At 58.7% G+C, this 13,242-nt stretch carries 13 protein-coding genes; all 13 read right to left on the bottom strand.

The window, feature by feature from the left end:
- Nucleotides 1-25: 25 nt before the first annotated feature.
- Nucleotides 26-697: a transcriptional activator Rem gene (gene rem / locus GSF67_RS01460; protein ID WP_006313038.1), complete on the bottom strand. Its 672-nt coding sequence runs from the start codon at nt 695-697 to the stop codon at nt 26-28.
- A gap of 282 nt (nt 698-979) precedes the next feature.
- Nucleotides 980-1,546 (bottom strand): lytic transglycosylase domain-containing protein, encoded by a 567-nt coding sequence (locus tag GSF67_RS01455; RefSeq protein WP_006313037.1) that lies wholly within the window; start codon nt 1,544-1,546, stop codon nt 980-982.
- Entirely contained in the window at nt 1,494-2,843 is a 1,350-nt protein-coding gene (locus GSF67_RS01450) for a flagellar hook-length control protein FliK (RefSeq protein ID WP_006313036.1), read from the bottom strand. Before GSF67_RS01450 ends, GSF67_RS01455 begins: the two co-directional genes overlap by 53 nt.
- Nucleotides 2,840-4,120: a chemotaxis protein MotC gene (gene motC, locus GSF67_RS01445; protein WP_006313035.1), complete on the bottom strand. Its 1,281-nt coding sequence runs from the start codon at nt 4,118-4,120 to the stop codon at nt 2,840-2,842. Before motC ends, GSF67_RS01450 begins: the two co-directional genes overlap by 4 nt.
- Nucleotides 4,117-5,418: a MotB family protein gene (locus GSF67_RS01440; RefSeq protein ID WP_006313034.1), complete on the bottom strand. Its 1,302-nt coding sequence runs from the start codon at nt 5,416-5,418 to the stop codon at nt 4,117-4,119. The genes motC and GSF67_RS01440 overlap by 4 nt, the downstream gene beginning before the upstream one ends.
- Nucleotides 5,415-6,071, bottom strand: coding sequence for a hypothetical protein (locus tag GSF67_RS01435; RefSeq protein WP_006313033.1), 657 nt, complete (start codon nt 6,069-6,071; stop codon nt 5,415-5,417). The genes GSF67_RS01440 and GSF67_RS01435 overlap by 4 nt, the downstream gene beginning before the upstream one ends.
- A 279-nt stretch (nt 6,072-6,350) precedes the next feature.
- Nucleotides 6,351-7,643 carry a flagellin gene (locus GSF67_RS01430; protein WP_035215325.1) on the bottom strand — a complete coding sequence of 431 codons (1,293 nt, stop codon included), beginning with the start codon at nt 7,641-7,643 and terminating at the stop codon, nt 6,351-6,353.
- A gap of 307 nt (nt 7,644-7,950) precedes the next feature.
- Complete coding sequence (locus GSF67_RS01425) at nt 7,951-8,388, bottom strand: hypothetical protein (protein ID WP_006313030.1); 438 nt, start codon at nt 8,386-8,388, stop codon at nt 7,951-7,953.
- A 5-nt stretch (nt 8,389-8,393) separates the two neighbouring features.
- The gene (gene flhB, locus GSF67_RS01420) at nt 8,394-9,476 is read right to left on the bottom strand and encodes a flagellar biosynthesis protein FlhB (RefSeq protein ID WP_006313029.1); all 1,083 of its coding nucleotides are present in this window, start codon (nt 9,474-9,476) and stop codon (nt 8,394-8,396) included.
- A 125-nt stretch (nt 9,477-9,601) separates the two neighbouring features.
- Nucleotides 9,602-10,645 (bottom strand): flagellar motor switch protein FliG, encoded by a 1,044-nt coding sequence (gene fliG / locus GSF67_RS01415; protein ID WP_006313028.1) that lies wholly within the window; start codon nt 10,643-10,645, stop codon nt 9,602-9,604.
- 27 nt (nt 10,646-10,672) lie between these two features.
- On the bottom strand, nt 10,673-11,212 hold the full coding sequence (fliN, locus tag GSF67_RS01410; protein WP_006313027.1) for a flagellar motor switch protein FliN: 540 nt from the start codon (nt 11,210-11,212) through the stop codon (nt 10,673-10,675).
- 63 nt (nt 11,213-11,275) lie between these two features.
- Complete coding sequence (locus tag GSF67_RS01405; RefSeq protein ID WP_006313026.1) at nt 11,276-12,241, bottom strand: FliM/FliN family flagellar motor switch protein; 966 nt, start codon at nt 12,239-12,241, stop codon at nt 11,276-11,278.
- Nucleotides 12,238-13,110, bottom strand: coding sequence for a flagellar motor stator protein MotA (motA, locus tag GSF67_RS01400; RefSeq protein ID WP_006313025.1), 873 nt, complete (start codon nt 13,108-13,110; stop codon nt 12,238-12,240). The genes GSF67_RS01405 and motA overlap by 4 nt, the downstream gene beginning before the upstream one ends.
- Nucleotides 13,111-13,242: the final 132 nt, after the last annotated feature.

The raw sequence follows: 13,242 nt of genomic DNA, 5'->3' as shown, positions 1-13,242 counted from the left end.
AAAAGACCACGCGGGTCAATGAAAATCATTGCCAATCAATGCTGTAGCCGAGGAACCGCTTGGAATCGACCGGATCGTAGCCAAGCTTCTTGCGCAGCTTCTTGCGCAGCTTGCTGATGTGGCTTTCAACGACGTTTTCTTCGACGTCATCATCGAAGATGCCGTAGATGGCATTGAAAATCTGCGACTTGGAAACGCGACGTCCGCGATTGGCAATCAGATATTCAAGGATGCGACGCTCGCGGCGCGGCAAGGCAAAGACTTCGCCGCACACTTCAGGATCGCGACCATCGGAGAAAACCCGGATCGGCCCTGCATCGGTGAAGTTCGAGATGACCTGCAGCCGGCGGCGGATAGCCGCCGCACGCGCAAGGATTTCACGGGGGTGAACCGGCTTGCGCACGACATCGTCGACGCCGCTGTCGAACAGCGCGAGCGTTGCTTCCAGCGAGGGCTGGTCGCTGACCGCGATGACAGGTGCCGTCGTGCGATCCCTGATCGCCTTCGGCAACGAAAAGCTCCGGTCGCCCTGGCCGATCAGGAAGGCCTCCACGGCCGCCAGATCGCTGTCTGCCGCCGTCGAGACCCATTCCCCGAACTCAACCGGATCGAACCCGGTCGAGGGGATGCCCTCACGCCCAAATAGAGATGTATAGCCGTCTTTAACGAGCTCGCGCTCATCAACCACTACGATCATTCGTCCGCCTCCGAATCAGTGTGGTGTTTTCCAATGAGGCATTGGTACGAATCGGGGGATTCACGAACAACTGTAGGAAATCATCGATAGTTATTAATAATTGATTAACTATTTGGTGCCGATTTGATCTATATATAGTGGGTATTAACCATATGTGGTACAAAATTTTTGTGTAAAAATTTTAAAAACCCAAAAAAACAGCTTGCAGCGCCTTTTTTCGATCAATCTATCGCCACATTTCAAATTACGAGTCCTGCGACCTTGAAAGACAATTTCAGGTTGCTATCCGTCGCAGAAGTTTTTCGCGTTGGCAGTCCATTTCCCGTACCCCGTCGCCACGAGATTGGCGATGACGCGGCAGACATATTTCTTCTGCGCGGGGTCATTATTCGGGCCGGCGTGATAGCGCGCGACTGCCATTGTCCAGGTTTCATGCCTGTTATGGAGATTGCGCAGGAACATGGCGGCATATTCGACATTGCGGCGCGGATCGAACATTTCCCGCGCGGAGGTGAAGTTTTCGCCGTGGAAATAATGGTTTATTTGCATGCATCCGAGGTCAATCAGCTTGGCGCCGTTGCGTTTCGCCGCCTCGAAAGTCATCATCGCCTCCTCCGTAGAGGCCGCAAATACCGGTTTTCCCTCAATATTCATGGCATTGGGGTCGAGACGCCCTTTGCGGCCCGTCTCGGTCAGGCCGACGGAATAGAGAATTCCTTCCGGCACGCCATATTTGCGGGCGGCCGACTGGATCTCTCTTTCACAGACACCTGATGTTGCCGAAGCCGACGCGTTTTCAGAGGTAGACGCCATTGTCAGCAGAAGAGCGGCCAGAGCCGAGAGCGCCATCCATGCCTTCATTATGCACCCCCAAATTATCACCATTGCCTTGCCGGCCATCCCGTGCGCCGGACTCGTCACGGTTGCGCCCAGCGGAGGCCTGCTGGCCCTGCTGCTGCGCCTGCTGATTTTGCTGATTGTTGCCTTGTGTGCCCGTTTGGTCACTCTTGTCGGAAGAAGCGATGCTGATGGTGATGTTGTCGACCGTCAGACCCTGCGCCTTGAGACCTTCAAGGATGCTCTTGCTGTCGTCCTGGAGCTTTTTATAGGCCGCCATGCTCTCCACCGTCATGTGAACGGCAAGCTCATCACCCGCAAGGCGCAGCGACATCGTCACCGATCCGAGCTCGATCGGCGTCATGTGCAGCTTCAGTGTATGCACGACCTTGCCCGTGCTGCTCTGGGCCGCCGCATTGGACAACGAAGAACCCGGCTGCATGGCGCTGACCCATTCCGGATCATTGACGATGAGGCCGGTCAGAGCCGAAGCATTGGTCGAGGGCGCCAGGCCGATGAACCGCCGCGAATCGACAACAGTGACGTTATCGGCCACCTTGCCGCTGCTGTCCCGGACATCGAACTCGACACGGCCTTCACGCTGAACCGTGCCCATATCAAGCGCGCGGGCCGTGCCCGAGCGGGAGGAGGAGAAACGGAAGGCCGAGGCATCGTTGCCGCCTTCCGCGCCGGTGTTCGTCTCGTTTTTGGCGAGTTCCATCTTCGTGGGCATGTCTTTCAGCGAGGGCTCCGCCTTGCCGCGCACGGGTTCGGCCCTGTCGGATTTCACCGAATCCACCTTGCCGGCAATCGCCTGCGCAATTTCCTCAAGCGGCGACTTGGCTGTCGCAATATCGCCGGCACCGATCATGACGGTCTTGAGCTCCGCGAGCTTCGGATCAATCGTGTCCGCCGCCGTCTCGGCATCCCTGTCCGTCTCATCCTTGAGCTTCTTGCCGGTTTTGCCGTTGTCAGCCGAGGTGCGCACCGTTTTCAGAGCGTTCTGAAACTCGGCCACCGTCTCGTGGTTACGGGGTTCGCCGGCATGCTCGCGAGCGATCGTATTCAGAAAAGTTGGGGGGCGTTTGACCGGAGCATCCGTCTTTTCAGGCTCGTCATCGGGTTTTGCGTGCTGCTCCTTGGCCGAACCCGCATCCTGATGCCGCGATTGCGGCGTGCGTTCGTCCCGGACCGTGGAAAGTGCATCGCCGAAGCTGCCGCCCTTGGCGTCGTCCCTTGCATTTGCGCCGCTGGCGCGGGTGTCGGGTGGTGGCGCGTTCACTATCGCGTTGATGGTTGCGTCGATCATGGTGCCCCCTCGCCTTTCTTCAACAGGCTGTCGATTTCATCGAGCTTGCTGCGGCCACTCGTCACGAGTTGCCGGACATTTTCGCCCGCATCGTCCGCCTTCTGGGTTTCAACCCGCCATATGCTTTTTGTATCGGCAGCGACCGCCGCCTCTTTTGCAGGTGCTGTGCCGCCTGGCTCGTTCGTCGCCGCAGCCTTGGCCTGGACGCCAGTCTCTGCGGAAGGAGGACGCACCACCTGGTCGGCAATCGCCCTTGCCGCATCGCGCAGGGCCCTGTCGCGATCCGACAGCTGCGCTTCGGGAATTTGCCCGATCGCCTCGATCGCGCTCACCACATCGGGCGTGCCGATGTTGGAGAGACTTTCATAAAGATTGGCCTGCACTTCCGGTGTGCCCGGCAAAGCCGGAGAAAGCGTCTTCGCCTTCAGCGCGGCCATGCGCGCCAGCGAATCCTTGCCGCTGATCGCCGCGAGGCGGGAAAGGCGCAGATAAGCTTCCTTCTGCCTCTCCGCATCCATCATGGCGAAGGTTTCCTGTATCGCCTCCTCGCCGATGGAATCGGCGCGCTTGACCACCAGCGAGACCAGAAGATCCGCGAACTGGCTGGCATAGGGCGAATGCAGGAACCGTCGCGCATAACGCTGCGCATAGTCGATACCCCGCGTCGCGTCGCCGTCTTCCACCGCAATCGCGAGCGAGCGGCGCAGCGCCGCCTCCTCCACAATGGTACCGGGCGCTTCAAGCCGGGCGATGTCGTAAAAGGTGAGCGCCGCCAGCGGATCGCGCGGGATCGTCACATTGCCGCCAATCAGCGCCAGATAGGCGCCAATCCGCGTGCCGCGATATTCCGGCACCATGGCGGCGATACTCTGCGCCACCAGCGTCCCTTTGCCGGACAGGTATTTACGCAGGATATCGGCGACACGGCTGTCGAAATTGCCGTCGACATCGCGCGCCACCAGCAGTTCCAGCGTGGCCGGGTTGCCACCGCTCATCGCATAGATCAGCGCCGCATCGACATTGCGCGGGTCCTTGAAGATGGCCGAAGGCGCGCTCTTCAGCCGTTCATCGATTGTCTGCAGCAGAAAGCGCTGCATTTCGGAGGCGGAATGATCTCCCATAGCGACTGAATCCTGCACGAATTGCAGCGACCGCAGCATGGCATAGGGCATAAGATTGTCTTGCGACTGCGAAAACGCCTTGCTCGGCTCGGAGCCGAGACCGCAAAGCGTCGCCGCAAGAAGAAGCCAGCGTTTCGAGGTTTTCGTCACACTCACCCCCGATCAGCCTCAAGCAGGATTTCGATACGGCGGTTGGCATCCGCGAGAGGGTTCGACGGCACCTGCAATCTGCGGTCCGCAAAACCCGAAACCTGTTTCACCCGTTCTTCCGAGAGGCCGCCGCGCACCAGCATGTAATAGGCGCTATGGGCACGATCCATGGAAAGACGCCAGTTGTCATTGGCCTCACCCTTGAACTGCCGGCCATCGGTATGGCCGCGGATCACCACGCTACCGCCGCGCTCCTGCAGCAACTTGCCGATCTTTTCCATGGCCAGAACCAGCTCACCCCGGGGAACGGCCGATCCGATATTGAACATCGGCGTCTCCGCCTGGTCGGAAATGGTCAGCAGCAATCCGCCTTCGGCCGGCGTCACCACCAGTCCCTCGGAAAGCTTGCCGGTGATGCCGGATATCTGCTTCTCGATTTCTTCGCGCAGTGTATCGGCCTTTTCCCATTCGGCATCGCTGGCTTTGCTTGCCTGGTCCGGATTGGGCTTGGCAAGCGCGGCCTGCTCGGCGGCATCCGGGCGCTGCTGCGGCACCACCGCCGCGATTTCCATCGACTTGCCATCTTCCGCCTTGTCGGCGGTTGTACCGGCCTGCACGAGAGCAACAGCCTCGGCGCTCTTATCGGCCTCCTTGGCCGCCACATCCTGCTGTTTGCCATCGGCAGCCTGCGCGGCCTCTGCGGGAACCTGCTTCTGATCGGCGCGGGTGATTTTCACCTGCTGCGTCCAGAAATCCGGATCGAAGGGATCGCGATAGGCTTCGCCGCCGCTTGCACCGGTCGCCGGGCCGGAATCGGCCGCACCGCCCTCGCCCTTGGCGCTGACATTGGCCTGCTGCCCGACCTGCTGGGCGATTTCCGCCAACACGGAATAGGGGTTTTCGAAAAAGTCCGCCTCGGAGAAATTCGACTGTTCACCGGTCTGCGACGTCAGATCCTCACCCGTCGCCGCGGCGGAGCCCTTGGTCACCTTCTCCGCCTGGATGTTGGACTGGTCCTTCTTCTGGACGCCCTCTTCCTTATCGGCAGGCTTTTCCAGCCCTTTGGACGAGGGTTTCTCGTCGGAGAGCTTTATCGGGTTGAAATAGCTGGCGACAGAGGCCTTGGTCTCTTCATTGGCGGCATTGACCAGCCACATGACGAGGAAGAACGCCATCATCGCCGTCATGAAGTCGGCATAGGCGATCTTCCAGGCGCCGCCATGGGCGCCATCGTGCCCGCCCTTGTGGCGCTTGACGATGATGATCTCGTTCTTGCCGTGGTGGTGATTTTCGCCTTCACTCATTTCATCACCTTGCGAAGACTGGATGCCCAGGCGGACATGCGCGTCACGAACACGCTTTCACCCAACTCGATCGAAAGATCGATATCGGCTGTCTCGGTAAATTTCATCGTCTCTTCTTCAAAACCCGGCTGGGTCTTCAACTGGTCGAACAGGTTTTTCGGGCCTTTCACGACAAGCGTGACCGCCTCGCCATCGGGCATGGAGGCGCGCACGACATCGGCCAGCGCCGAAACCGCCTTGAGCGAAAGCTTTTCCGTCAGAACCGGTGCAAGAATATTGGCGGTCTGTTCGCTGAGATTAGCGGCGATTGCATCGATACCTTCGCGCAGACGACGCGACAGAAAAACGGCCGTTTCTTCAAGATAGACGGAACGAAGCTCTTCGAGCTCAGCGGTGTGGGCGGCGAGCAGCTCTTCCCGCTCGGCCTGCATCTTTTCGGTGATCTCGCGGGTCGCATCTTCGTAACCACGGGCATAGGCCGCCTGTTTTTCGCCTTCCGCATCAACAGGTGCCAAATCGTCGAAACCGGACGTGATATCGGCAAAACCAGAGGCGAAATCGGTATCGGCATCCGCCAACCCGTCGCCGAAGGCCGGTGAAGCCGGTTGAGCCTCACCGAAATCCTTGAGAAATCGTGCAATCGACGCGCTCATGCCTGCCCCCGGCAAAACTGGCCAACAAGGCGGGAAAGCCGCATTTCCAGACGGAAAACCGGCGTCCACTCTTCCTGGAAATGCTCTAAGCCGTTTGGCGGCACCACCGTCATCCTTGCTACCCTGCCCGTCTCTTCCATGATTCCCGGCCGGATCGCGCCATGCGATCCACCCGATCTTGCCCCGACGTTAGGTGTTCAAACTTGTGCGAGGATGAAGGCGGGCCTCATCAGGCAGCCCGCGCCCAGTCATCCGCTCGCCCGCGCCGGCCGAAACCCGTTACTTGAAGAGCTGGAGGATATTTTCCGCATTGGCATTGGCGATGGAGAGTGCCTGGATGCCGAGCTGCTGCTGCGTCTGCAAGGCTTTCAGCCTGGTCGATTCCTCGTTCATGTCAGCATCGACGAGACGGCCGACACCCTTGTCGATCACATCCATCAAGCTCGAAACGAAGTTTTCCTGCATGCTGATACGGCTCTGCAGCGAACCGAGGCTGGAAGCCGTGCTGGTCATTGCCTCAAGCTGCTTGTCGACGAAAGACATCATCATGTCGATGGCGTCTGCGCCGGTATAGGTCGTGCCGCCGCCAGCAAAGCCACCCATGGCTGCAGCGACGACATCGAGATTGCCGAGATCAAGGGTGGATACGGAAAAACCGAGGGAACGATTGGCAGACGCCGTACCGGCGCTGACGTCATAAAACCAGTCAGTGCTGCCGGTGTCGCGATAGGCAGGGGAAACGGTCGTGCCGCCGCTCGACGGGTTCGTCGCCGTGGCCTTGACCCAGACGTTTTCCGCAAGGCGGAGATAGTTGTCCGTGCCATTGCTATAGAGATTGGGATCCGTGTTCGTATCTGTCGTTGCGGCATTGAGCGCGCCGATCTGTGCGTCGCTCAGCTTCTCAACCACATAACCCGCTTGCGACGTCTTACCGGCCGTCGTCGAGGTCTGCATGACCTCTGTCTCCGTTTTACTGACAAAAACGGCGTTCTTATCGAGAATCCCAAGCTTCCCGCCGCTCAGGTCAAAAAGCACCGTGCTGCTGTCGAGCGTATAATCGACGGTGGTGACCCCCACATTGCCGGAGCCGGTCCTGGTGAAGGATGCGACGACTTTTTTCGTGATCGATTCCGCAACCGGCGGCGTACCGCTGTTGCTGATGCTGGCCTGCAGCCAGTTCTCGCCCGAGAAGGAAGCCGATTCGGAGATGCTCTTCAGCTGTTCCTGAAGCTGCTTGATTTCATCCTGGATTTTACCGCGGTCGGCACCCACGCCATAGGCGGCGACAAGCTTGGCCTTGATCTGCTTGACGACCTCGATGGTGCTTTCAAGCGCGTCATAGGCGGTGTCGACCTTGGCCGCGCCCAGGCCCAACGCGTCCTGCACGGCCGAAAGTGCGCTATTGTCGGAGCGCATCGTCGTCGCAATGGACCAGTAGGCCGCATTGTCCGCCGCAGTCTCGACACGAAAGCCCGATGACACGCGCGCCTGCGTCGTCTCGAGGTTCTTGTCGATCATACGCAGGGTTTGCAGCGCGGCCATCGCCGCCGCATTGGTCAAAATGCTTGTCATGGGGTCCACCCAACTCAAAATTTCAGAAAAAATCCGGCGCGGTGCCGACAACGAGCAGGAGCATCATGCGTATCGGCAATGGCCTGAAACAGCCACCGCGACCTGCCGTTCGTTAACAAATCGTTAATACGATAGGTAACAAACAACGAGACTGATTTGCAAGGCGTTCCTGTCTCTCGCAGCCGGGTTTCGCATAAACCGGCAGGCTTCGGGCAAGCCCGGGCCAAAACGCGCCGGAAAAACGTCGTTGCGCCCGTGATTCAACGAGCGCAACGGACATGATGGAAATTTGTGGCGGCTGATCCGGTTAAGCCGCTTCGCCCTGACGAGAGGCCACGAATCGGGCGGCTGTCAGGCTGCGTTGGAGAAACTCGGTATTTTCATCCGGGTTTTCGGAAGGGTTCTGAAACGAGACATGATTGATCTCGACCGCCGCATGCCTGTCGGCGAGAATCAATCGCGCATAGACCGTCGCGCCCTTCGGCTTGAGTTCGAGATCGAGGACGATCTCCGGCACGCCTTCCCATTCGAGCTTATATTCGCCGCCGGCGCCGAAATTGATCGTGCCTGGATGATAATAAAGCTCCGCCGCCGACGAAACGAGATCGGCGATACTGCCATAGCACTCGAATCGGAGCAGTGAAATCAGGTCGGCCGGGTCGAGCAAGCGTAATTCAGTGGCGATCGGGTTGATCGCCTCTGCGACGATCATTTCCCGCTGTTCGGAATAGGCGGATTTTTTCATTGGTTTTATTGAACCCGTATTTTCGATGACGTCCGGGCGTAAACCCGATGAACGAGCTCCGCCACAGCCTTGTAAAAGACTGGTGGAATCACACTATCTACCGAGACTTGCGCAAACATGGAGCGTGCAAGCGGAGGGTCTTCAAAAACGGGGATGTTGTTTTCTTCCGCAATCTGGCGGATTTTCAATGCGATAAGGTCCTGGCCCTTGGCGACGACGACAGGGGCGTCACCCTCTTCGCGCACGTAACGCAGCGCTACCGCAAAGTGTGTCGGGTTGGCGATGACAAGCGTCGCACGCGGCACGTTGTTGATCATGCGGCGGCGGGCACGGTCGCGGGCGATCGAGCGCTGGCGGGATTTGACCACCGGGTCACCCTGCGACTGCTTATATTCTTCCTTCACCTCATGCTTCGTCATTTTCAGCTGGCTGAACCAGTGATGTCGTGTCCATAAGACGTCCACGGCGGCGAGCAGCGCGGTCGAGAGCAAGATGACGACCATCATTTTTTTGACGATCTCGACCACGCGCACGAAAATCACCTGCGGATCGGAAAACATCAGATCGATGAGGCTGTAGAAATCACCGCGAAGCGCAAAGAACATGATGATCGAAACGATCATAATCTTGAACACCGATTTGGCGAACTCCACGAAACCCTGCTTGCTGTAGATGCGCGTGAAACCCTTTGCCGGCGAAATGCGTGACCATTGCGGACGCACCCGTTCAAGCACAGGCGACGGCAGGTTCTGTAGAAATGACGAGGCAAGGCCGAAGACGATGAACATGATCATGGCCGGCATGAGCAGGTAAGCGACGGATGTGCCGAGAAAATAGAGCAGCGCCAGGGCATCCGGCCGGGTGCTGAGGTTCCACTGTTCGGGCTGACCGAACAGGTCCTTCAGGGTGACACCGAGACGGCCGGCACCCTCGGGCAGGAAGAAAACCAGATAGCAGTAAAAGGCGAGCGACGACGCAAAGATCGGCACTTCGCGAGAAAATGGCAGATTGCCCTTTTCCGCCGCATCACGGAGTTTTTTCTCCGTTGGGTCTTCTGTTTTACTGTCCTTGTCCTGATCGTCTGCCAAGGCACGTTCCCGAAATAAAAAAGGCCCGCCGATCCCGGCAGGCCGTCATTTCGAAACTAGCGTTCGTGGCCGGCCATCGCAATGGCCCGCTCCGCCCTGGGGGCGGGTTATCAACCGGCTTCCGCTTAAGCGGCGGCCGACTGTTCCTCCGCGGCGACGTCCTTCAGCTGGATCTGGCCGGAATTGGCGAGCCGGATCGCCTCCTGCGCCACCGCGCGGCGGGCAATAGCCACTTCGCGGGTGTTGAGCGAGGCCTGTGGCACCGCAAGGTCCGATTCGATCATACGACGCTGGCGCGGGCTGATGCTGGAGAGCACACATTCCTTGATTTCCACCGTGGCGCCACGCAGCGCCATGGTCAGAACATCCGCCGAAACATCGTTGAGCAGCAGGACGCGGCTGCGCTGCGGCATGAACATAAGGTCGTCGAAGAGGAAAATCTTCGGTTTGACCTTGTTGGCGGCTTCCTTGCTGAGCGTTTCGAGCGAACTCAGCAACGTGTCGACCTGCGGCTTGTCCAGTTCGTTCATCAGATCGGCAACCTTTGTGGAACCGCCGGCATTGCGCTCGGCCTCGATCTCGTTGATGAGGTTGACCACGCGCTTCTCGATGATCTGCGCGGCGGTCGGGCTGACTTCCTTCATGTTCACCGTACGGTTCATGATATCGGCGCGCTGTTCTTCCGGAATGGTCAGGAGAACCTTGGCGCCGAAGGAAGAAGGCAGCATGGAGAGAATATAGGCGATGGTCTGCGGATGCTCGCGCAGCAGGAACTTGCCGACGAATTCCGGCTCGGCTTCCTGCAGACGGTCCCAGATCGACGCTTCATAGGCCTGGAAGGCCGCGCGGCGACCGAGAAGGCTGTCGACCTCTTCAGGCGTCAGCCCCTCTTCGAGAATACTTTCGATTGCCTTGGCATTGTCCATCAGGCCCGTTCCTTCGGTGAACAGGTCTTCGAATTCCGCCACGATCTGCGCGAGTTCATCGGGAGGAATGACGCGCAGCGTCTGAGCCGAGGAAATGATCATCTGCAATTCGTGCTGCGTGAAAAACTTCAGCAGCTTGCCGGCGACGCCCTTGCCCATGGCAAGAAGCACCGCGGCCGCCTTGTCGGCCTGAGACAACGGCTTGCCCGCAAGGGGATTACCGAAATCCTCGAAGTCCATCATGGTCTTTCCTCTCCGTCCCCACAGGGATCAGGCTTTTCGCGTACTCAGTACTTCAATCAATTTTACGCCGAAGCGCGTATCGTCGTCTTCCAGAACCGTTATTTCACCGCGCGCAATACGGCGGCCATTCACCATGATCTCGACGGGCTCGCCAATCTTGCGATCAAGCGCGATCGTCGCACCCTCTTCGAGGCTCATCAGCCCCGAAACGAGCATTCTGCTGGTGCCGAGAACGATCTGAACATCGATCGGGATGTCCATGATCATTTCCATGTTTTCGGACAAACCGCTGCCAAGCGGTGCCTTCACGCCCGCGACCTGCGGGGCGGCGGCAAAATCGTCCATCGCAAAATCCGCCGCTCCGCCACCGAAGGCGGAAAGGTCATTGTCTGTCGAAACCTCGTCCGTGCTTCCGAAATCGCCGAAGTCGCCAAAATCGGACAGCGAACCTTCCGCATCCGTCTTGAGGACGCCACGCAGATCGCCGATAGCCTGGTCGAGGTCGACGCCGTCTTCAAACGACGGCAACGCCGCATCATCGGTCACAGGTGTTTTCTTCGTAGCCATGCGCTGATTATTCCCTTTGAAACTTGCGTCAGCCTGCCCAAAACCCAAAAGGCCGGGCAGGATTTAACCCATCAAATGTCGTAAGATCTCGTCGTCCGTGCTGACATTGTTCTTCACCCGAACCATGTAGCGGTCGCCTGACTTGCCGAATTCGCAATTATAGAGCTTGGAGCCGTTGGCGCTGACCTCGACGCCGATATCGTCCTGCTTCAGATCCTGAAACGGAATGACATCGCCGGCCACCAGCCTGGAAATCGTCCGCAGCGTCAGCGTTTCGAGCTTGATGCGCGCCTCAAGCGTGACCTGCGATCTCTTCACCTGCTGCGAGATCATATCCATCCATTCCTCCTGCTTCTTCAGCGCCTGGGCTGAAGCCTTGGGGGCGACGATGGAGGTCTTGAGCAGCGGCCGCTGCGGCACGATGAGAGAAAATTCCGAGGATACCTTGCCGATATCGATCTTCATGCGGATGGTCACGCCGTAAAGGCCGGCAATCATCTCGTCGAAGGCGCTTTTTCCATTGGCATTGAACGGCGGATCGATCGTCGCTTCGAAGCCACCCGGCGCATTGACACCGGAGCGCAGGACACCGGCGATACGACCGAGAACCATCGCCGCGAGATCGAGCTCGATATGGGACAGGTTGCGCTCGTCCGGGTCGCCGATACTATCGGGCGACGCACCCAGCATGCGCTCCATCAGCGCAATGACGAAGCCGTTGCCGACCGCCATCATGAAATTGGGGCACCAGTTGCGCAGCGAACAATCGGCAACCGCAACATTCTGCCCGACATTGGCGATGAGATCGGTCATCAGCCCCGATTCGGAACCGATATATTCGACGTCGATCGCAATGCCGGTCTCGCTGTGAAAGGTATCCGGCAGGAATTCGCTGTAGAGATGGCCGATGTCCGCACCGATCTTCGCGATCGTCTTGCGGTCGGTGAGCCCTCCCGTGAGTTTCGCGAGCAGGGCGGTGTCGATGGTGGGGGCGGAGGCTTTTTGCGCTGCAGCTTTTGCCATGATCATGCCGCCTTGTTTTCGCCGCCGGGATTCATCATCTCCTGCTCGACGGCGTCGATGGACGGCCGTTCATAGTTGGAGATGGTCTTGCGGCCATATTCGAGCGCGACCTGCGGCACCGAGCCGTTCATGTAGGCGATCAGCGTCTGCTTGACGATGATGTAGAGGCGGTGCTGCTTGGTGCGGACGATCTTGACCTGCGAAGCGAGCGGGTTGCAGATCGAATAGGACAGGATGATGCCGAGCATGGTGCCGACGAGTGCTGCGCCGATCAGGCCGCCGAGCACTTCCGGCGATTCGTTGATCTTGCCCATGGCCTTGATGACGCCGAGGACCGCCGCGACGATACCGATGGCGGGGAAGGAATCGCCCATGGTGGTGATCGCGTGGTAAGGCTTCAGCTTGTCGTGCAGGATGGTCTCGATTTCCTCATCCATCAGCGCCTCGATTTCGTGGCTGCGGGCATTGCCGATGATGATGAGACGGACATAATCACAGATGAAGGAGGTGAGTTCCTTGTTCTTCAGGACCGACGGCGCGCTCTGGAAGATCGAGGATTCTTCCGGATTATCGATGTGCGCTTCGATCTCGTTGCGCGACTTCGTACGCAGGTCGCGCATCAGCGAATACAGCACGCCGAGCACGTCGAGATAGTTGCGCTCCTTCGGAACCGAATGCTTGAAGGCCTCGCCGAGCGCCTTGCCCGAATCCTTCACGACCTTCATCGGGTTCGCCATGATGAAGCCGCCGAGACCGGCGCCTCCGATGATCATCAATTCGAACGGCTGAACCAGCACGTTCAAATGACCGCCCATCGCCATATAGCCGCCGATGATGCAGCCGAAGGTGATTATAAGTCCAATTACAATATTCATTGATCGACCACGCCCGAACAGTGTTCCATGGCGCCATGTCTAGAAAATGTGGCTTGCGTGAACCTGTCCGCAATGCCGCCTGCCCCGCCCTCACCTCAGCCAGTTTCGCACAAGCAAGCCGCGACATTATGC

It is taken from the genome of Agrobacterium sp. CGMCC 11546 (genome assembly GCF_013365515.1).
Classification (GTDB): Bacteria; Pseudomonadota; Alphaproteobacteria; order Rhizobiales; family Rhizobiaceae; genus Agrobacterium; species Agrobacterium fabrum.
Note: the sequence above shows the minus strand (reverse complement) of the source record. Positions and strands in the feature narration are given on the sequence as shown.